The sequence below is a fragment of the Umezawaea endophytica genome (assembly GCF_025061645.1).
Lineage (GTDB): Bacteria > Actinomycetota > Actinomycetes > Mycobacteriales > Pseudonocardiaceae > Umezawaea > Umezawaea endophytica.
This window is the reverse complement of the sequence record NZ_JANYMP010000001.1, coordinates 11524-32137: the sequence shown is the minus strand read 5'-3', so window position 1 is coordinate 32137 and position 20614 is coordinate 11524. Positions and strand designations below refer to the sequence as shown.

16 protein-coding genes are annotated in these 20614 nt (G+C 72.7%); 10 read left to right on the top strand and 6 right to left on the bottom strand.

Going from position 1 to position 20614, the window contains the following annotated elements; all coding sequences use genetic code 11:
• Positions 1-133: 133 nt before the first annotated feature.
• Complete coding sequence (locus tag NZH93_RS00140) at positions 134-1753, top strand: glucuronyl esterase domain-containing protein (protein ID WP_259620771.1); 1620 nt, start codon at positions 134-136, stop codon at positions 1751-1753.
• A gap of 50 nt (positions 1754-1803) precedes the next feature.
• On the opposite strand, the gene NZH93_RS00135 is transcribed toward NZH93_RS00140, so the two are convergent.
• Positions 1804-3813 carry an RICIN domain-containing protein gene (locus NZH93_RS00135; RefSeq protein WP_259620770.1) on the bottom strand — a complete coding sequence of 670 codons (2010 nt, stop codon included), beginning with the start codon at positions 3811-3813 and terminating at the stop codon, positions 1804-1806.
• A 191-nt stretch (positions 3814-4004) separates the two neighbouring features.
• On the opposite strand from NZH93_RS00135, the gene NZH93_RS00130 reads away from it, so the two are divergent.
• The gene (locus NZH93_RS00130) at positions 4005-5402 is read left to right on the top strand and encodes a fatty acid desaturase (RefSeq protein WP_259620769.1); all 1398 of its coding nucleotides are present in this window, start codon (positions 4005-4007) and stop codon (positions 5400-5402) included.
• A gap of 10 nt (positions 5403-5412) precedes the next feature.
• The gene (locus NZH93_RS00125; RefSeq protein WP_259620768.1) at positions 5413-6027 is read left to right on the top strand and encodes a TetR/AcrR family transcriptional regulator; all 615 of its coding nucleotides are present in this window, start codon (positions 5413-5415) and stop codon (positions 6025-6027) included.
• On the opposite strand, the gene NZH93_RS00120 is transcribed toward NZH93_RS00125, so the two are convergent.
• Both NZH93_RS00120 and NZH93_RS00115 read right to left on the bottom strand, forming a co-directional pair.
• Positions 5969-7954: a S9 family peptidase gene (locus tag NZH93_RS00120; protein WP_259620767.1), complete on the bottom strand. Its 1986-nt coding sequence runs from the start codon at positions 7952-7954 to the stop codon at positions 5969-5971. The two genes, NZH93_RS00125 and NZH93_RS00120, sit on opposite strands and share 59 nt — an antisense overlap.
• 19 nt (positions 7955-7973) lie before the next feature.
• Positions 7974-8561, bottom strand: a complete 588-nt coding sequence (locus tag NZH93_RS00115; RefSeq protein WP_259620766.1) for a TetR/AcrR family transcriptional regulator — start codon at positions 8559-8561, stop codon at positions 7974-7976.
• Positions 8562-8664: 103 nt separating this feature from the next.
• Here NZH93_RS00115 and NZH93_RS00110 point away from each other — a divergent pair, with 103 nt between their 5' ends.
• Entirely contained in the window at positions 8665-9774 is a 1110-nt protein-coding gene (locus NZH93_RS00110; RefSeq protein WP_259620765.1) for an FAD-dependent monooxygenase, read from the top strand.
• A gap of 20 nt (positions 9775-9794) precedes the next feature.
• Here the strand turns inward: NZH93_RS00110 and NZH93_RS00105 are convergent, their stop codons facing one another.
• Positions 9795-10622: a DUF4253 domain-containing protein gene (locus tag NZH93_RS00105; protein ID WP_259620764.1), complete on the bottom strand. Its 828-nt coding sequence runs from the start codon at positions 10620-10622 to the stop codon at positions 9795-9797.
• A 274-nt stretch (positions 10623-10896) separates the two neighbouring features.
• Here NZH93_RS00105 and NZH93_RS00100 point away from each other — a divergent pair, with 274 nt between their 5' ends.
• The 5 genes from NZH93_RS00100 to kdpC are packed head-to-tail and all read left to right on the top strand — an operon-like array spanning position 10897 to position 15471.
• Entirely contained in the window at positions 10897-11034 is a 138-nt protein-coding gene (locus NZH93_RS00100) for a hypothetical protein (protein WP_259620763.1), read from the top strand.
• A complete protein-coding gene (kdpF, locus tag NZH93_RS00095; protein WP_259620762.1) occupies positions 11031-11132 on the top strand; it encodes a K(+)-transporting ATPase subunit F in 102 nt (33 codons plus the stop codon). Before NZH93_RS00100 ends, kdpF begins: the two co-directional genes overlap by 4 nt.
• A complete protein-coding gene (gene kdpA, locus NZH93_RS00090) occupies positions 11132-12769 on the top strand; it encodes a potassium-transporting ATPase subunit KdpA (protein WP_259620761.1) in 1638 nt (545 codons plus the stop codon). The genes kdpF and kdpA overlap by 1 nt, the downstream gene beginning before the upstream one ends.
• Positions 12766-14859, top strand: a complete 2094-nt coding sequence (gene kdpB / locus NZH93_RS00085) for a potassium-transporting ATPase subunit KdpB (protein ID WP_308214152.1) — start codon at positions 12766-12768, stop codon at positions 14857-14859. The genes kdpA and kdpB overlap by 4 nt, the downstream gene beginning before the upstream one ends.
• A gap of 3 nt (positions 14860-14862) precedes the next feature.
• Positions 14863-15471, top strand: a complete 609-nt coding sequence (gene kdpC, locus NZH93_RS00080; protein WP_259620760.1) for a K(+)-transporting ATPase subunit C — start codon at positions 14863-14865, stop codon at positions 15469-15471.
• Between the two features lie 106 nt (positions 15472-15577).
• Here kdpC and NZH93_RS00075 read toward each other — a convergent pair whose 3' ends face one another.
• Both NZH93_RS00075 and NZH93_RS00070 read right to left on the bottom strand, forming a co-directional pair.
• A complete protein-coding gene (locus tag NZH93_RS00075; RefSeq protein WP_259620759.1) occupies positions 15578-16618 on the bottom strand; it encodes a threonine aldolase family protein in 1041 nt (346 codons plus the stop codon).
• A complete protein-coding gene (locus NZH93_RS00070) occupies positions 16618-16755 on the bottom strand; it encodes a hypothetical protein (protein WP_259620758.1) in 138 nt (45 codons plus the stop codon). Before NZH93_RS00070 ends, NZH93_RS00075 begins: the two co-directional genes overlap by 1 nt.
• A gap of 97 nt (positions 16756-16852) precedes the next feature.
• Between NZH93_RS00070 and NZH93_RS00065 the strand changes: the two genes are divergently transcribed.
• The gene (locus tag NZH93_RS00065; protein WP_259620757.1) at positions 16853-20611 is read left to right on the top strand and encodes a WD40 repeat domain-containing protein; all 3759 of its coding nucleotides are present in this window, start codon (positions 16853-16855) and stop codon (positions 20609-20611) included.
• Positions 20612-20614: the final 3 nt, after the last annotated feature.

Sequence of the window (20614 nt, the reverse complement as noted above, 5' to 3'; positions counted from 1 at the left end):
GCCATGTGAGACCGCGCGCCGGGATCGGCGCATTGACATGTTTCGCTAACTTCCCCGAAACTTTAGCTCGTCGACACCGGCGAGCGTCGATCCTGCCGACTCCTCCACCACCCCTCACGGAAGGAGAGCCCAGGTGATCATCAGCTCGGCTCGATCCAGGATCCGTTCGGCGGTCGTCCTGCTGGCGGCGGCGGTGCTCACGGTCGTCGGCTCGGCGACGGTGATCGCGACGACCGCGGCGGCCCCCGACGTCGTGGCGGCCGTCGCCGCCGTCGAGGACGAGGGCGCCGACTGCCCGGTGACCCTCCCCGGTTCGACACCCTCCAACGCGAAGCTCCCCGACCCCTTCACCAGGCTGAACGGCACGCGCGTCAGCAGCAGGTCCGACTGGCGGTGCAGGCGCGCGGAGATCAAGAAGCTCGCGGAGAGGTCCGTCTACGGCGAGAAGCCCCCGAAACCCGCCACCGTCACGGGAACGGTGTCGAGCACCGGCATCACCGTCAACGTCTCCCACAACGGCAAGAGCTCCAGCTTCTCGGCGCGGGTCGAACTGCCCAGCGGCACCGGCCCGTTCCCGGCCGTCGTCGTGCTGGGCGGGTTCGGCGCGGACACCGCCACCATCAAGGCCGCGGGCGCGGCCGTCATCAGCTACGACCCGTACGCCGTCGGCAAGGAGGGCACACCCCGCAGCAACAAGCAGGGCGCGTTCTACAGCGTCTACGGCTCGTCGAGCGGCACGGGTCTGCTGGCCGCCTGGGCCTGGGGCGTGAGCAGGCTGATCGACGTGATCGAGTCGTCCGGCGGCAGCGTCCTCAAGGCGGACGCGGTCGGCGTCACGGGGTGCTCCCGCTTCGGCAAGGGCGCCTTCACGGTCGGGGTGTTCGACCAGCGCGTCGCACTGACCATGCCGATCGAGTCCGGCACGGCGGGGGTGCCGATCTTCCGCGGGATCCCCGGCGAGGGCGCGCAGAGCCTGAGCAGCGCGTACGGCGAGCAGCCCTGGTTCGGCGACGCGTTCGGCTCGTTCACCGGCAATCCGAACGGCCTGCCGGTGGACACGCACGAGATGGTGGCCATGGTCGCGCCGCGAGGGCTGTTCATCATGGACAACCCGCACATCGCCAACCTCGGCCCGAGGTCCGCGAGCGTGGCGGCCCTCGGCGGCGCGGAGGTGTACAAGGCGCTCGGCGCGGGCGAGAACATCACCTACTGGTCCGACGTCCAGGACGGCAACCACTGCGCCAACCGGTCCGAGTGGCGGACGCCGTTGCAGCAGAACATCCAGAAGTTCCTGCTGAAGACCGGCAACGCCCCCGGCGTCATCCGGATCTCCGGCAAGGCGGCGGGGAACCTCGCGCAGTGGCGGGACTGGACGACCCCGACCCTCTCCGACGGCCCGACCACGACGACGACAACCACGACGACCACCACCACGACCACGACGACCACCCCGTCGGTCGGTGGCGGGTGCACGGCGTCGGTGTCGGTCAACCAGTGGAACGGCGGCTTCGTCGCCACCGTGAAGGTCACCGCGGGCTCGTCGCAGATCAACGGGTGGAAGGTCGACGCGACCCTGCCGTCCGGCGCGGCGATCACGAGCATCTGGAACGCCACCAAGAGCGCGAACAGCGGCGCGGTCCAGTTCGCCAACGTCGCGTTCAACGGCACCATCGCGGCGGGCCAGTCGACCGAGTTCGGCTACCAGGGCACCGGCACCGGAGGCGGGCCGACGCCCACCTGCTCCGCCGGGTAGTTTTCCGGAGTCCGGTGTGGAGTCGCGCCCTCCACACCGGACTCCGGTTCTCAGCTCACGGCGACCGCCGTCCACCGCTGGTTGTCGCCGGACGTCGGCTGGTACAGCCCGATCGGCGCCCCGTTCGCGCGCGACTCGCCCGTGACGTCCAGCAGCGTCCCCGTTCCGGCGTTGACCACCGTCCACGTGCCGTCGCCGGTGGTGGACAGCACCCACCGCGCGGTCGGTCCGTCGGAGGTCGGCGTGGTCAGCCCGACGCCGGACCCGGTGGCCGCGAGGCGCTGGCCGGTGCCGACGTTGGTGATCGCGAACTGGGTCCGGTTGCCGAAGCCGTCGGTGCGGCGCTCGAAGCGCCAGCGCTGATCGGCCGCCGCGGTGTTGGTGTCGCGCTGCACGAGGCCGGTTCCGTTCGGCGCCAACGACTTGCCGCTCTGCACGCCGGTGAGCCGGTGGTCCCTGCCCGGCAGCCCGGTGCCCTGGGCGACGCCGGAGACGCCGTCGACGACGAACGTGGTGACCGACCGGGCGGGCACGGTGAGCGTGGCGGCGCGGTCGCGCACGGGCACGGCGGTTCCGGTGACGAGGGCGCCGTTCGCGTCGGTGGTCACCGGGCGGACGGTGGCGCCCGAGGTGACGGTGGCGAACGCCGAGAGGTCGAGCGTCACCTGCTGCGCCTCGGTGGTCTTGTTGAGGTGCACCACCGACTTCAGCGCGTCGGAGGTCCCGCGCACGGCCGCCACGTCGGACGTCGTCCCGACCTTGACCAGCCGGTCGCCCGGCCGGATGTGATGGGTGAAGTTGCGCAGGGTGTGGAACTTGGTGTTCGTCCTGATCGGACAGGTCGTGAGCGTGTCGTTCGGGCCGCAGGTGAAGGGGATCTGCACGACGCCCCAATTCATCCCGTTCGGCGATTCACCGCCGGGCTTCATGTTGTCGTAGTCCTCGATCGCCTGCCAGAGCAGCCACGACACCGGTTCCAACTCGCGCAGGTCGTCGATGACGCGCTCGGCGATCCCCAGGCCGGGGTCCATGCTGGTGAAGCTCTGGCCGTCGCCCCACGACCCGTCGACCTCGCTCATCCACAGCGGCTTCGCCGCGCCCTTGGCGATGTCGCGCGCCGACGTGCGGCGGGCGGTGCCGTAGGTGTGCACGTTGAGCTGCCCGACCTGGCCGCGCACCGCCTGCGGGTAGCCGTTCCAGTCGGTGGCGAACGTGCCGGGGTTGGTCTCGTCGGGGGCGGACACCACCGCGTCGGTCGCCGCCCGCGCGAGTGCGGCGGCGACGGCCGGAACGACCTCCGCCTGCAACGCCGGACCCAGGTGGGCGCCCTCCTGCCTGCCGCCGGTCGGGTTGCCGTTGGCGCCCAGGGTCGTGCGCCAGTAGGAGGTGTTGGGCTCGTTGAACGGGTCCAGCGTGCCGAACCTGATGCCGTGCGCCCGTTCCAGCTCGTCGACCGCCTGCGTCAGGTAGGAGGCGAAGTCGCCGATCCGGTCCCGGCGGAGCTGGTCGGCGTTGGCGTCGAACCCGCCGGAGACGTAGCCGCTGACGGTCTGGAACCACGGCGGCGAGTTGCTGAACGCCTCCCACCGGTCGACCCGCGACTTGATCCGGTCGACCCACCAGCGCTGGCGGGGATCGGCGGCCCGGTCGAACAGCGCGGGATCGCCGGGGCGCCACCAGTCGGTATCGGTCCTGGTGGTGCCCGCGGGCGCCTTCCACCAGCCGGGCACCGCGCCGCCCGCCCGCAGGTACGGCGGCACGTCGGGCGCGTTGCCGCCGCCGATGTTGTACCGGGCGATGTTCAGGTTCAGGCCGTCCGCGCCGAACAGCAGGTCCGCGAGGCGGGTGCGGATGGCGTCGGGGTAGCCGCCGGTGGCGTTGGCGAACCACACCAGGCTGGTGCCCCAGCCCTGGAAGGGCTGCTGCTGGTAGCTCGGGTCGGGTCGGACGGTGACGGCCGCGGCGGAGGCCGTTCCGGCCGTCGCCGCGCAGGTGGCCAGTAGCAGGGACGCGGCCACCGCGAGGCGGAGGACGCGGGAGTGCGTGCGTGCAGCGGTCATCAGTTCTCCGTTGAACGGGCGCCGCCATCAGCAGGGCGATGTTAGCGCTAACAACAACCGGTGGACCGAGCGTGGCAACTCGCGGGGGTGTCGTCAAGCCGTCAATCGGCTTTACAGATCGTGCCCTCTTGTCAAATCGACTTTACAAAAGCTACCTTCGTGTAAATCAGCGAGCGCAGGAGGTCGGGCTCATGGCGGACACCGGCACGATCCCCGACGGGTCGACCGAGGGGTGGACCGACGGGAAGCGGTACCTGTGGCTGATCGGCCTCGTGGTCCCGTCGCTGGTCTTCGCCGCGGTGGGGCTGCACGCGCTGACCGGCTGGGGCGTGTGGTTCTGGCTCGGGCCGATCGTGATCCTGGTGGTCGTCCCCGCGATCGACCTGCTGACCGGGCTCGACCGGTCGAACCCGCCGGACGACGTGATCGAGGCGCTGGAGAACGACCGGTACTACCGCTGGATCACCTACCTGTTCCTGCCGATCCAGTACGCGGGCTTCGCGACGGCGTTCTGGGCGATCGCGCACAGCGGGCTGTCCACAGTGGACAAGATCGGCCTGGCGGTGACGATCGGGTGCGTCGGCGGGATCGGCATCAACACCGCGCACGAACTGGGCCACAAGAAGGAGAGCCACGAGCGGTGGCTGTCCAAGATCGCGCTGGCGCAGAGCTTCTACGGCCACTTCTCCATCGAGCACAACCGCGGCCACCACGTGCGCGTCGCGACACCGGACGACCCGGCCAGCAGCCGGGTGGGGGAGAGCTTCTACCGGTTCTGGCCGCGCACCGTGCTCGGGTCGCTCGCCAGCGCGTGGCGGCTGGAGGAGAAGCGCTACGCCCGGCGCGGCGGGCACCCGATCCACCTCGGCAACGACGTGCTGAACGCGTGGCTGATGTCCGTCGTGCTGTGGGGTGCGGTGGTGGCGTGGCTGGGCTTCGGGGTCCTGCCGTACCTCGTCGTGCAGGCGGTCGTCGGCTTCTCCCTGCTGGAGGTCGTCAACTACCTGGAGCACTACGGGATGGCCCGGCGGATGGTCGGCGCGCCCGGCAGGCGGCGCTACGAGCGGGTGGCGCCGCGGCATAGCTGGAACTCCAACAACATCGCCACCAACGTCCTGCTGTACCACCTCCAGCGGCACAGCGACCACCACGCGAACCCGACCCGCCGCTACCAGTCGCTGCGCGACTTCGAGGAATCGCCGTCGCTGCCGACCGGGTACGCCGGGATGATCCTCCTGGCGCTCGTGCCGCCCGCGTGGCGCCGAGTCATGGACCCCAGGGTGCTCGCGCACTTCGACGGCGACATGAGCCTGGCGAACATCCAGCCCAGCAGGCGGGAGGAGGTGCTGGCGAAGTACCCGGTGCCCGCGACGCGGCCCGAGGTCGTGGTCGCAGACCTCCCGGTCGTCGCCGCGGCGGGCACGGGCGGGCGGTGCCCCGGATGCGGGTACGTCTACGACGAGCGGGTCGGCGACCCGCGGGAGGGCTTCCCCGCGGGCACACCGTGGTCCGCCGTGCCCGACACCTGGTGTTGCCCCGACTGCGGCGTGCGGGAGAAGCGCGACTTCGTCGTGTCGGGGGCCGCCTAGGATGATCACCATGACGGACGGCGCGCACCGGCGGCGCATCATCGCCGCCGCGATCGAGCTGACGGCCCGGTCCGGGTGGTCGACGGTCACCATGGCGGCACTGGCCGAGACCGTCGGCGTGAGCAGGCAGACCGTCTACAACGAGATCGGGTCCAAGCAGGCGCTGGCCGAGGCCATGGTCCACGACGAGCTGGGCCGGTTCCTCGCCGCGGTGGAGCGGGCCTTCGACCGCGACCCGGACGACCTGGCGGCGTCGATCCGCGGCGCCGTCCGGGCGGTGCTGGACCTGGCGCGGGACAACGCCCTGCTGCGCGCCATCGTGTCCGCCACGCACGACGCGGACACCGCCCTGCTGCCCCTGCTCACCACGCACGCGAGTTCACTGCTCACGACGGCGAAGGCCGTGCTGACCCACCGCCTCACGACGTTCGCGCACCCGCTCGACGACCACCAGTTCGCCGTCACGATCGACGTGGTCGTCCGCGCCGTGCTCAGCCACGTGATGCAGCCGTCTGACACGCCGGAGCGCACGGCCGACGACATCGCCTGGCTGGTGGACGCGGTGATCACCCGCCCAGGTGCCGTCGCAGGAACCGCGCCTGGCGCAGCAGGAGGTTCTCGCTGACCGCGAGGCCCATCGCCTGGTGACCGACACCGGGCAGGAGCAGCACCTCGTGCGGCCGTCCCGCCTCCAGCAGGGCCCGTGAGAGGCGCAGCGCGTTGGCCGGGTGGACGTTGTCGTCGGCGAGGCCGTGGACCAGCAGCAGCGGCCGGGTCAGCTCCGGCGCCATCCGCACCAGCGAAGCGGCCTCGTACCGCTCCGGGAACTCGTCGGGGTGGCCGAGGAACCGCTCGCGCCAGTGCGCGTTGTAGAGCCGCTGGTCGGTCACCCCGGCGCCCGCCACGGCGGCGTGGAACACGTCCGGCCTGCGCAGCACGGCCAGCGCCGCGAGCGACCCGCCGAACGACCACCCGCGCACGCCGACCCGGCCGAGGTCCAGCACCGGGTGCAGCGCGGCGGCCTCCCGCAGCGCGGCCACCTGGTCGTCCAGCACCGGCCCGAACAGGTCGCCGTGCACCTCCCGCTCCCAGTCCGGCCCACGCCCCGGCGTGCCCGCGCCGTCGACCACCAGGACCGCGAAACCCTGCTCCGCGAACCACCGCGACACCAGCGACCGCCAGCCGACCTCGGCCGTGACCCGCTGCGTGGCGGCACCGCCGTAGGAGTCGACCAAGACCGGCAGCGTCCCGTCGCCGCCGTGCCAGGACGGCAGGTGCAGCGCGGCCCGCAGCGCCCGCGGCCCCAGGACGAGGTGCGTCGGCCGCGCGTCCAGTACCGGCGCCTGTGCCCGAGACGGGACGGAAACCGGCGGCTTCCCCTGGCGCAGCACGGAAACGCGGACGTCCGCGCCCCTCGCGACCCGGACCACGACCCCGTCGCGGACCACTCCCGCGTGCACCGCCGCGCCGGTGGTCAGCCGCCGGAGCCGCCCGGCCCGCCAACTCCACAGGTGGCTCTCGGTGGGGTCCTCGGACGCGGCGAACAGCACCTCGTCACCGTCGACGCCGTGCACGGCCCGCACCTGGAGGCCCGGTGGTGTGACAGCCGCCCCGTCGACCGTCAGTCGTCGAGTGCCCCGGTCGTCGGCGTGCGAGACGAGCGCGCCTCCCGCCGTGCGCGCCGGGAGGCCGGGAACCAGGCTCACCCAGCGGTCGTCCCGCTGCTCGGCCAGGACGGTCGTGCGGCCGTCGGCCGGAGCGATCCCGAGGAACCGCACCGTGCGCTGGTCGCGAGACTGCACCACGGCGTACGGCCCGTGCGCGTCCCACCCTGCGCCCACCAGGTACTCGAAGGCGGCCCGGTCCCACCGCGCTTCGACGCGCGTCCCGTCGAGCCCCGCGATCCACAGCGACACCTCGGCGTTGGCCCTCCCGACCGCCGCGTACCGCACCTGTCGCGGCGGCCGGGCGGGCTCGGTCGGATCGGCCAGGTGCCACACGTCGACGGCCGACGAGTCCACCCGTGCGACCAGCAGCCGGGTGCCGTCCGGCGCCCACCAGTACCCGCGATTGCCGTCGGGGTCCGTGACGGCGGTGTGCTCGGCCCTCCCGAACACGACCTCCGGCCCGTCGGGGTCGGCGACGGCCCGGTCCCCGGTGCCGTCGGCGTCGACCACGCGCAGGGAACCGCCGGACAGGTAGGCGATCCGCTCGCCACGGGGATCGGGACGCGGATCGGTCGCGGGACCTCGGACCGGCAGCGGCGCGTCCCCGCCCGCCACCGTCCACAGCTCACCCGCCAGCGCGAAGACCACGGTCCTCCCGGCCGCGGCGCAGGCGTCGATACCCGCGTCCCGGCCCAGTGCCGCGGGATCGGCCAGCACCCGCTCCTCGCCGGAGTCGAGGTCCAACGCCCACAGGCAGGTCAGCGGGTCGTCGCCCGCACGGCCGCGCAGGTAGAGCACGGTTCGCCCGTCCGGCACGACGGTGAACCGGTCCGGCACGCCGAGGGTGAACAGCCGCGTGCGGAGGAGCTGCTCCGGCAAGGACATCGCCATGTTCTCGCGGCGGTTACCGAGCCGTCGCCCGGAGGCCCGCGAGCACCACGTCGACGATCCTCTCCGCGTCCTCGCGGGTGAACGGGCGGAGGTCGCGGCTCACGTGGAGCTGCACCGGGCCGGAGAGGAGGTCCGCCAGCAGGAGGGCGTCGACCTGGGGGATCTCGCCCAGGGCCACCGCGTGGTCGACCCGGTGCTGGACCAGTGCCACGCGGTGGGCCAGGACGGTGTTCGTCGTGGCGCGGAGGTCGGGGTTGTCCTTGGCCGACTGGATCGCCAGCACGAGCGCGCGGCCGGTCGGGTCGGCCATGCCCGCGGCCAGCGCCAGCAGGAAGTCGACCAGGTCCTGGCGGAGGTCCCCGGTGTCCGAGAGGGTGGCGGTGTGCTCGGCCGCGGCCAGCAGCGCCTCGCTGACCAGGCTGTTCCGGTCCGGCCAGTTCCGGTAGACGGTCATCTTGTGCGCGCCCGCCAGCTCGGCGACCTCCTCGTAGCGGAAGCCCGCGATGCCGTCGCGCGCGACCAGCCTCGCCGTCGCGTCGAGGATCTGGGCGCGCACGCGGGCGGTGCGGCCGCCAGGGCGCTGGGCCACCGGTTTCGTCATCCGTCGTCGCTCCCGGTCCGGTCGTGGACGTCGGCTCGATCTTCGCAGACCGGCGACGGTGGTACGTTAAAGTGACAGAAAATCACTTTAAGGACGGTGTCCGATGAACATCCTCGTTTCCGGCGCGGGCATGGCAGGGCTGGCGGTGGCGGTGGACCTCGCCTCACGGGGTCACGGCGTGACCGTCGTCGAACGCGCGTCGCACTTCCGCGTCAACGGGTCGCCGATCGACATCCGCGGCGACGCGATCCAGGTCGCCGCCGAGATGGGCCTGCTGGAGGGGATCCGCGAGCGGCGGGTCCGCATGACGGAGCTGACCCAGTTCGTGGACGGCGACGGCACGCCGGTCGCCCGCCTGCCGCTGCGCGAGATCGGCGACTCCGACGACGACGTCGAGATCGCCAGGGAGGACCTGGCCAACGTCCTGGTCGACGCGCTGCCGCCGGACGTGGTGATCCGGTTCCGCGACTCCGTGGAGTCGCTGGTCGACGACGGCGCCGGCGTCGACGTGCGGTTCGAGTCCGGCGACACCGCGCGCTTCGACCTCGTGGTCGGCGCCGACGGCCAGCACTCGACGGTGCGGCGCCTGGTCTTCGGGCCCGAGAGCGACTACGCCCGCCACCTGGGGCTCTACATCTCGCTCGTCGACCTGCCCGGCGAAGTCGGGTCCGACCGGCTCAACCCGATGTACAACTACCCCGGCCACCTGGCGGGGATCGCGCGCTACCAGGACCGGGCGCTCGGCATCCTCATGTTCCGGTCGGAACCCATCGCCTACGACTACCGGGACCTGGACGCGCAGAAGAAGATCCTCGTCGACGCGTTCGCCGACCACCGGGCGTGGAAGGTGCCCGACCTGGTCGACGCCGTCCACGACGACCCCGAGCTGTACTTCGACTCGGTGAGCCAGATCCACCTGCCGACCTGGCACCGCGGCCGGGTCGTGCTCATCGGCGACGCCGCCCACTGCGCCACCGGGTTGTCCGGGCGCGGCACGTCGCTCGCCTTCACCGGCGCGCACTTCCTCGCCGAGGAACTGGAGCGGGCCGCCGGGGACCACACCGCCGCGTTCGAGCGCTACGCGGCCCGCCAGCGCCCGTACGTCGAGTTCGCCCAGAACAGCGTGGGCGACGGCGCCGACCTCGTCGTGCCGTCCACGTGGGAGGCCATCGCCGCGCGCGACGAGCGCCTGCGGGCCACGGGCGCTGCCTGATCAGGCGGCGCCCCCGGCCGTCAGTCCCACCAGAAGGCCCACGAGTGGTCGCCGACCAGGCGTTCGGCGTAGGCGGCCAGCGTCTGCGGTGAAGGACCCTGGAGGACGTTGTCCGGGCAGAACGCGAAGTGCTCGGCGGCCACGGCCAGCGCCTCCACGTACGTGCTCGGCGGCGCGGCGACGCTGAGCAGGAGCGTGGCGAACCCGACGCCCACCACCCGCACGCCGAACCGGTCCTCCCAGTTCCGCAGCACGGCCGACACCTCTGCCGTGTCGTTCGTGTAGTTCATCGGACCGGTCCAGCCCGACACGGCCAGCGCGTCCGAGCCCCGGTCCGCCGCGACCAGGCCGAGGCGCATCGAGCCGTGGCCCGCCAGCAGTTGCTCGGCGAGGCCGTCGGCGACGACGTCCGGGTCGACGCGCGGCGCCGTCGTGGAGGCCAGACCCGGCCACACCCGGCCGTAGGGGGCGGTCAGTGCCTCGCCCCCCTCGCTGTAGTGGGCCCACCAGCCCTTGAGCAGCGCGTCCGGGTCGTGGTCGGCGGGGGAGGACATGTCGCCCGGCAGCACCTCGCCGTTGCCCCACGGGCGGTAGTCCTCGTCCTCGTCGTCCAGCGCGTCGAGCAGCAGCGGCCACAGGCCGGACCGGGCGTGGTCGGCGCGCAACCTCGCCCACAGCCCCTCGGGGGCGGGCTTGTCGCTCAGCCAGAACGCGGGCCGGTCGCCCTCCTCCTCTTCCTCGGAGACGACGGAACGGCCGGGCGGGAGCGGGACGGAGAGGACTCGGCCCGCGGCGCCGTCGGCGAACAGGTCCCGCAACTCGGCGGGCAGTGATGGTTCGGAGATCACGGGCGGATCGTAGGCGGTGGGTCCGACAGCGGGGACGGGAACGGGGGACCGCGCTGCTCCGAACGGCCGGTGGCTCGCGCAGGGGGTGGCGGTCCGGTCCACCGCCGGGGGCTACTCCGCGTGAGAGCCGACGCCCCGGCGTCCCGCTCGGCCGGGTGATGGCGGATGACCGGCGTCACCACGGCGTCAAGATCGCGTCAACGCGCCGGTCAGGCGTGTCAAGGAGCCGTCAGGGACCGCCGAACGGGCGATCCGGCGGCGCACGCTCCTCCTCGTGGAGGTCGCCGTCGGGGTGGCCCGGAGCCCATGTGGGGAAGGAGCAGCGCAGATGGCCGACCTGGCCTACGCCTTGCTGCTGATCGGGGTGTTCGCGCTGGTGGCGCTCGCGGTGCGCGGACTGGAGCGGCTGTGAGCGGCACCGGGGTACTGGCGAACGCCGTGGGTGGCGTGCTCGCCCTGCTGTTGATCGTGTACCTGTTCGTCGCGCTGATCAGGCCGGAGAAGTTCTGATGTCATCGACCGTGGCGGGCCTGCTCCAGGTCGCCGTCCTCCTCGCCGCGCTGGCGGTGGTCTACCGCCCGCTCGGCGACTACATGGCCCGCGTGTTCAGCACGGCGAAGCACACCCGCGCGGAGGCCGCCGTCTACCGCGTCGTCCGGGTCGACCCGGACTCCGAGCAGCGGTGGGGCACCTACGCCCAGGGAGTGCTCGGGTTCTCCTTCGTGTCCGTCGTCCTCCTCTACCTGCTGCAACGGCTGCAACCGCTGCTGCCGTTCGACTTCGGTCGCGGCGCGGTCCCGCCGGGCATGGCGTTCAACAACGCCGCCAGCTTCGTGTCCAACACGAACTGGCAGTCCTACGTGCCCGAGGTCGTCATGGGCCACACCGTGCAGATGGTCGGGCTGACCGTGCAGAACTTCGTGTCCGCCGCCGTGGGGCTGGCGGTCGCGATGGCGCTGGTGCGCGGGTTCATCCGCTCGAAGACCGACAGGCTCGGCAACTTCTGGGTCGACCTGGTCCGCGGCACGCTGCGGATCCTGCTGCCGATGGCGTTCCTCTCCGCGATCGTCCTCATCGGACTCGGCGTGGTGATGAGCCTGCGCTCCGGCGTCACGGTCGTCGGCCCGGACGGCGCGGAGCACACCATCGCGCTCGCCCCGGCCGCGAGCCAGGAGTCCATCAAGCTGCTCGGCACCAACGGCGGTGGCATCTTCAACGCGAACTCGGCGCACCCGTTCGAGAACCCGAACTCGTGGTCGAACCTGGTGGAGATCTTCCTGCTGCTGGTGATCCCGGTGTCGCTGACCCGCACGTTCGGCAAGCTCGTCGGCAACCCCAAGCAGGGTTACGTGCTGCTCGGGGTCATGGGGACGCTGTGGTCCGGGATGCTCGCGGTGATCTGGTGGGCCGAGTCCACCGGACTGCGGCCGTTGGAGGGCAAGGAGACCCGCTTCGGCGTCGCGGGCTCGGCGTTGTTCGCCGACTCGACCACGGGCACCTCCACGGGTGCGGTGAACTCCATGCACGACAGCTACAGCGGGCTGGGCGGCGGCGGGACGCTGCTGAACATGCTGTTCGGCGAGATGACGCCCGGCGGTGTCGGCACCGGTCTGTACAGCATCCTGGTGATGGCGATCATCGCGATGTTCCTGGCCGGGCTGATGGTCGGCCGCACACCGGAGTACCTGGGCAAGAAGCTCGGCAAGCGCGAGGTGACCGCCGCGGCGGTGTCGATCCTGGCGATGCCGACGGTGCTGCTGCTCGGCGTCGGCATCGCGCTGGTGCTGCCCGGCACCAGCGGCGCGCTCAACAACCCCGGCGCGCACGGATTCTCCGAGGTCCTCTACGCCTACGCCTCGGCGTCGAACAACAACGGCAGCGCGTTCGCAGGCATCACGGTCACCAACGACTGGTTCCAGTCCTCGCTCGGCGTGTGCATGCTGCTCGGCCGGTTCATCCCGATCGTCGCGGTCCTCTGCCTCGCCGGTTCGCTGGCCGCGCAGAAGAAGGTCCCGGAGTCCGCGGGCACCCTGCCCACCACCGGCCCGCTGTTCGCCACGCTGCTCGGCGGCAGCGTCGTGCTGGTCGCCGCGCTCACGTTCGTTCCCGCTCTCGCACTCGGTCCCATCGCGGAGGCACTGCTGTGACCACCACCACCCACCGTCCACAGCGGACTCCCGACGACGTCCGCCCACCCGCGCCCGGTCGTCAGGTCGGTGGGGGAGCGTTCACCCCCCGGCAGTTGCTGACCTCCTTCCCGGACGCGCTGCGCAAGTTCGACCCGCGCCACCAGCTCCGCAACCCGGTGATGTTCGTCGTCTGGGTCGGCTCGGTGCTCGTGACGGTGTTCGCCGTCGGCGACCCGAGCGGGTTCTCCATCGGCGTCGCGGCGTGGCTGTGGTTCACCGTGCTGTTCGCGAACCTGGCCGAGGCCGTCGCCGAGGGGCGGGGCAAGGCGCAGGCGGAGTCGTTGCGCCAGAGCAAGAAGGACGCCGTCGCCCGCAGGCTGGTCGACGGCGTCGAGGAACGGGTGCCCGGCACCGAACTGCGGATCGGCGACCTGGTCGTGGTCGAGGCGGGGGAGGTGATCCCCGGTGACGGCGACGTGGTCGAGGGCATCGCCACCGTCGACGAGTCGGCCATCACCGGCGAGTCCGCGCCGGTGATCCGCGAGTCCGGCGGTGACCGGTGCGCGGTGACCGGCGGCACGACGGTCTTGTCGGACCGGGTCGTGGTGAAGATCAGCACCAAGCCCGGCGAGTCGTTCGTGGACCGGATGATCGCGCTGGTCGAGGGCGCGGAGCGGCAGAAGACGCCGAACGAGATCGCGTTGACGATCCTGCTGTCCACGCTGACGATCATCTTCCTGCTGGCCGTGGTGGCGTTGCAGCCGATGGCGGCGTACTCGGGCAGCGTCCAGTCGGTGATCGTGCTGACCGCTCTGCTGGTGTGCCTGATCCCGACCACGATCGGCGCGCTGCTGTCGGCGATCGGCATCGCGGGCATGGACCGGCTGGTGCAGCGCAACGTCCTGGCGACGTCGGGCAAGGCCGTCGAGGCGGCGGGTGACATCGACACGCTGCTGCTGGACAAGACCGGCACGATCACCTTCGGCAACCGTCGTGCCACGGAGTTCGTGGCGGTCGGCGGGACCACGCCGGAGGAGCTGGCCGCGGCGGTCCGGTTGTCCAGCCTGGCCGACGGCACGCCCGAGGGGCGCAGCATCGTCGAGCTGTGCGTCGAGAAGTTCGGTCTCTCCGCTGAGGCGACCGACCACGAGAAGACCGGCGAGTTCGTCGAGTTCAGCGCCAACACCCGGATGAGCGGTATCGACCTCGGCGACCTGAAGGTGCGCAAGGGCGCGGCGAGTGCGGTGCGGGCGTGGGTGGCCGAGAACGGTGGCGAGGTGTCCGGCGAGGTGGGACCCGTCGTGGACGAGATCAGCGGGCAGGGCGGCACACCGCTGGTGGTCGCCGAGATCCGCGGTGGTGTCGCCTCCGTGCGCGGCGTGATCCGACTGTCCGATGTGGTCAAACCCGGTATGAAGGAGCGGTTCGCCGAACTGCGGGCGATGGGCATCAGGACGGTCATGGTGACGGGCGACAACCCGTTGACCGCCAAGGCCATCGCGAACGAGGCCGGGGTGGACGACTTCCTGGCCGAGGCCAAGCCCGAGGACAAGATGGCGCTGATCCGCCGGGAGCAGGAGGGCGGCAAGCTGGTCGCGATGACCGGCGATGGCACCAACGACGCCCCAGCGCTGGCCCAGTCCGACGTCGGTGTCGCGATGAACACCGGCACGTCCGCCGCGAAGGAGGCGGGCAACATGGTCGACCTCGACTCGGACCCGACCAAGCTGATCGAGATCGTCGAGATCGGCAAGCAGCTCCTGATCACCCGCGGCGCGCTCACGACGTTCAGCGTGGCCAACGACCTGGCCAAGTACTTCGCGATCCTGCCCGCCATGTTCGCGGGCATCTACCCGCAGCTCGACCAGCTCAACATCATGAACCTCGCCACCCCGCAGTCCGCGATCCTGTCGGCGGTGATCTTCAACGCGCTGATCATCGTGGTGCTGATCCCGTTGGCGCTGCGGGGTGTGCGGTACCGCCCGTCCAGCGCTTCGGCGCTGCTTCGGCGCAACCTGCTGGTCTACGGCCTGGGCGGCGTCGTGACGCCGTTCGCCGGGATCTGGCTGATCGACCTGCTCGTCCGACTCATCCCTGGAATCGGGTAACCCGTGAACAACCTCGTCAAGCAATCCCTCGCCGGACTGCGCGTCCTGCTGGTCCTGACCGTGATCACCGGCGTCCTCTACCCGCTCGCGGTGTGGGGCGTCAGCCGGGTCCCCGGTCTCCAGGCCAACGCCGAGGGCTCGATCACCAGCCGGAACGGCCAGGCCGTCGGGTCGTCGCTGATCGGCGTCGACCCGGTCGCCGAGGACCCGGCGAACGACCCGTGGTTCCACACCCGGCCGTCGGCACTGGCCAAGGACCCGCTCGGCCCCGGCGACCCGTCGTCGTCGTTGGGCAGCAACAAGTCCGCGGTCAACGAGGACTACGACGCGGTGGTCGCCGAACGCCGAACCCTGATCGCCCGCCGGGAGGGCGTCGCCGAGGACCGGGTGCCCCAGGACGCCGTGACCGCGTCGGCCTCGGGCCTGGACCCGCAGATCAGCCCGGCCTACGCCGAGTTGCAGGTGGCACGGGTCGCGCGGGTGACCGGGCTGCCCGTGGACGAGGTGCGGGCGCTGGTCGCGGACCACACCACCGGACGCGGTCTCGGCGTGCTCGGCGACCCGGCGGTCACCGTCCTCGACCTGAACCTCGCCGTGCGGGCCGCGAAGTGAGGTTCGCGCTGACCGCGGTCGCCCGCCACTGAGGTCCGCGAACCGGTCGGCGGCGTCGGACCCGACGCCGCCGACCGGTTTCCACCCGCGAGCCGGGGCACCCAGGTCACCGCGCGGCGGACAGCCGCATCAGCTCCGCGACGAAGTCGGCCACGTCCTGCTCGGTGGTGTCGAAGGCGCACATCCAGCGCACCCCGCCGCCCCCGCCCCACTCCTCGAAGTCGAACGCCCCCTGGAGCGGCGCGACGAGGGCCTGGTCGATCTCGGCGAACACGGCGTTGGCCTGCACCCGGTGCAGGATCCGCACGCCGTCGACGTCGCTCAGCCGCTCGGCGAGCAGCGTGGCCATCGCGTTGGCGCGGCGGGCGGACCGGAGCCACAGGTCGCCGTCCAGCAGGGCGACGAGCTGGGCCGAGACGAACCGCATCTTCGACGCCAACTGGAGGTTCCGCAGGCGCAGGAAGGGGATGCTGCGCACCAGCTCGTGCAGGTCCGGCCGCAGCACCACCACCGCGTCGCCGAACAGCAGCCCGTTCTTGGTGCCGCCGAACGACAGCAGGTCCACGCCCGCGCGGGTGGTCAGCTCCGCCAGCCCCACGTCCAAGTGCGCGGCGGCGTTGGCGATCCGCGCGCCGTCCACGTGCAGCAGCATCCCCTTGCCGTGCGCGTACTCGGCGATGGCGCGCACCTCGTCGACCTCGTAGACGGTGCCCAGCTCGGTGGACTGGGTGATCGTCACGGCGGACGGCTGCGCCCGGTGCTCGTCGCCCCAGCCCCAGGTGTGCCGGTCGATCGCCTCCGGCGTGAGCTTGCCGTCGTCGGCGGGCACGGGGACCAGCTTCAGCCCGCCCACGCCTTCCGGCGCCGTGCTCTCGTCGTTGTTCAGGTGCGCCTCCGCCGCGCACACCACCGAACCCCAGCGCGGCACGGCGGCCTGGAGCGCCAGCACGTTGGCCCCCGTGCCGTTGAACACCGGGAAGACCACCGCGCCCGCGCCGAAGTGGCTGGCGACGACGTCCTGGAGCCTCGTCGTGTGCTCGTCCGCGCCGTAGGACGGCTGGTGCGCGGTGTTGGCCGCGGCCACGGCGGCGAGCACCTCCGGGTGCACGCCCGCCTGGTTGTCGGACCTGAAGTTGCGGGTCGCCATCAGTCGCCTCGTTCGCCGTGGTCGGTGTCGACCCCGGCGGTGAGGCAGGCCTCGACGGTCGTGCGGGTCGTGTCGACGCAGCGTAGGTGTAGTGGACGCGGGTCGCCGACCCGGCGGTCGGCGACGCCCGCGACCACGGGCGGCCTGATGTCCTTTCGGCCGAACGGGTTCTCCGCTCGGGAACCACCTGACGGGACCGGCCGGGTTCGGAAGGATCTTGGGCGGGAGGTGGCGATGCCCCGTCGGGAACGTCCGCTTGACGAAGGTGACACCGCGCTGCTCCGGTTCGCCCGCGACCTGCGCCTGCTCCGCGAGGAAGCGGGTGGGCCCACGTACCGGGAGCTCAGCGACCGGGCGCGGTACTCGGAGGCCGCGCTGTCGCTGGCCGCGGGGGGACGCAAGCTGCCCAGCCTCGCGGTGGCGCTCGCCTACGTGCGGGCGTGCGGCGGAGCGGCGGGGGAGTGGGAGGAGCGCTGGCGCGAGGTGGCCGCCGACCTCGGGCCGCCGCCCGCCGCCGACCCCGAGGAGGAGGGTCCGTACGTCGGGCTGGCCGCGTTCCAGCCGTCGGACGCGGACCGGTTCTTCGGCCGCGAGCACCTGGTGGAGGAACTGCGGTCGAGCCTCGCCGAGCACCGCGTGGTGGTGGTCGTGGGCGCGTCCGGGTCGGGCAAGTCGTCACTGCTGCGCGCCGGTCTGGTCGCGCGGCTGGACGGGCCGGTCCTGCTGTTCACGCCCGGCGCGAAGCCCCTGCGCGAGTGCGCGACCCGGCTGGCCGTGCTCACCGGCGGGCCGGTCGACCTGCCGGTCGACGACCCGCGCGCGCTGCACCGGGCGATCCGGGGCGCGGTGCCCGGTGACGGTGAGGTGGTGGTCGTCGTCGACCAGTTCGAGGAGGTGTTCACCCTCTGCCACGACCTCGCCGAGCGGGCCGCGTTCATCGACCAGGTGGTGACGGCGGCCCGGTCCCACCACAGCGCCTGCCGCGTGGTGCTGGGCGTGCGGGCGGACTTCTACGGCCACTGCACCGCGCACCCCCGTCTGCTCGAAGCCCTGCGCGAGAGCCAGGTCACGGTCGGCGCGATGACGGCCGAGGAGTTGCGGGCCGCCGTCGTGCAGCCCGCCGTCCGCTCCGGGCTCACCGCGGAGACGGCACTGGTCGCGCGGGTCGTCGCCGACGCGACCGGTCAGCCCGGCGTGCTGCCCCTGGTGTCGCACGCGCTGCGGGAGGCCTGGCGGCGCAGGCGCGGCAACGCGGTGACCCTGAAGGGGTACGAGGCGGCGGGCGGTGTCGAGCAGGCCGTCGCCCACAGCGCCGAGACCGTCTACACCGGACTGTCCGACGACCAGCGGACCGTCGCGCGGCACCTGTTCCTGCGGCTGTGCGCGTTCGGCGAGGGCACGGAGGACACCAAGCGCCGGGTGCGGCGCGACGAGTTCGGCCCGGCCGACCACCCCGCGCACGAGGTGCTGGACGAGCTGGCGCACGCGCGGCTGGTCGTGCTCGACGGGGACGGCGTCGAGATCGCCCACGAGGCCCTCATCCGGTCGTGGCCGCGGCTGCGCGCCTGGCTGGCCGAGGACCGCGAGGGGCTGAGGGTGCACCGGGCGCTGACCGAGGCGACGGCGGCGTGGCTCGCGCTCGACCGCGATCCCGGCGCCCTGTACCGCGGGCTGCGCCTGGACACCGCCGAGGACTGGGCCGGTCGCGACGGCGCCGCGCTCACGGCCGTGGAACGGCGGTTCCTCGACCTGGGCGTCGACGCGCGGAGCGCGGAGCGGACGGCGGTCCGGCGCCGGGCCCGGCGGCTGCGGCACCTGGTCGCGCTGCTCGCCGTGCTCCTCCTGCTCGCCGTCGGGACGTCCGTCTACGCAGTGACCGCGGCGCGCACCGTCGCGGGCCAGCGCAACACCGCCCTGTCGCAGAAGGTCGCCGGCCAGTCGGCCGAGGTGCGCGCGGGTGATCCGGGGCTGGCCGCGCGGCTCAGCCTCGCGGCGTTCCGCCTCGCGCCCACGGCCGAGGCGCGCGGCGGCCTGCTGAGCACCACCTCGACGCCCGACGTGACCAGGCTGGCCGGGCACGAGAAGATCGTCGAGTCGGTGGCGGTCAGCCCGAACGGCCGGATCGTCGCGACCGCGAGCGCCGACCGCACCGCGCGCCTGTGGGACGTGTCGGACCGGCGCGCGCCGGTGCCGCTGGCGACCCTCGCCACGCACACCGCCGCCCTGTGGACGGCGGTGTTCACCCCCGCCGGGACGCTGCTGGCGACCACGAGCGAGGACGGCACGGCCCGCCTGTGGGACGTGACCGATCCGCGCCACCCGGTCGAGTCGGCCACGCTCACCGGGCACACGGGCCCGGTGCTCGCCGCGGTGTTCTCCCCGGACGGGACCGTGCTGGCCACGGCGAGCGCCGACCACACGGCGAAGCTGTGGAACGTCGCTGATCCCGGCCGCGCCAAGCTGATCACGACCATCACCGGCCACACCGACGTGGTGACCTCGGTGGCGTTCGGCCGCCAGGGGCGGACGCTGGCCACGGCGAGCTGGGACGGCACCGTCCGGATCTGGGACGTGGCCGACCAGCACGAGGTGTCCAGGCCCGCGGAGGGCCTGGACCGGCCGGGGTCGCTGGCCTTCAGGGCGGACGGCGCGGTGCTGGCCGCCGTCAGCCGCGACTTCGTCGTGCGGCTGTGGAACCTCGCCGACCCGACCCGCCCCGAGCAGGTCGCGGCCGTCACCGACGGCACCGCGCACGCCGTCGTGTTCAGCCCGGACGGCAGGTCACTCGCGACCGCCGGGCTCGACCGCACCGTGCGGCTGTGGGACGTCACCGATCCGCGCGCGCCGAGGCAGCTCACCGCGCTGCACGGGCACACGGGCCCGGTGGTGTCGGTCCGGTTCACGCCGGACGGGCGTTCGGTGGTCAGTTCGGGGTTCGACCGGGTCGTGCGCCTGTGGGACCTCCCAGGACCCGTGCTCGGCGGGCACGACTCCGCCGTCTACGCCGTCGGCTTCAGCCCGACGGGCCGGGTGCTCGCCACGTCCAGCTTCGACGGCGCGGTGCGCCTGTGGGACGCCCGCGACGTGCGCCGCGCGCGTCCGGCCGCGCTGCTCACGGCCCACTCCCAGGCGGTCAACGCCGTCGTGTTCAGCCCGGACGGCCAGGTGCTGGCCACGGCGGGCCTCGACCGCGTGGTCCGGCTGTGGCGGGTCGGAGACCTCGACCACATCGGTGAGCCCGTCGTCCTCGCCGGGTACGCGGACTCCGTGCAGACGGCGGCGTTCAGCCCCGACGGCCGCCTCCTGGTCACGGGGTCCGCCGACCACGCGGTGCGGCTGTGGGACGTCTCGGATCTCGCCGGTCCGCGCGAGCTGAGCGTCCACACCGGGACGGACAACGTCGAGACCGTGGCGTTCAGCCCGGACGGCCGCACGCTGGCCGCGGGCACGTCGGGCCAGGTCGTGCGGCTGTGGGACGTCAGCGCGCCGGACCGGCCGCGGGAGCTGAAGAGCCTGTCGGGCCACACGGACGCAGTGAAGTCGCTGTCCTTCAGCCCGGACGGCCGCGTGCTGGCCACCGGCAGCGGTGACCACTCCGTGCGCCTGTGGGACGTCTCGAACCCCCAGGACGGCCGGGAGGTCGCCCACCTGACGGGCCACACCGAGACCGTCCACTCCGTCGCGATGAGCTCGGACGGCCGCACCCTCGCCACGGCGAGCGCGGACGGCACCACCCGGCTGTGGGACGTCCGGGACCCCGCCCGCGCCACCGGGACCGCCGTCCTCTCCGGGCACACCGCCCGGATCTACGCCGTCGCCTTCCACCCGGACGGCCACACCCTCGCCACCGCGGGGGAGGACCGCACGACCCGGCTGTGGGAGACCGATCCGGACCGCGCGGCGACGTGGATCTGCGCCACCGCCCCGCCCATCACCCCGGAGGAGTGGGACGGGCACTTCGAGGGGGCGCCGTTCCAGCCGTCGTGCGGGTGACGG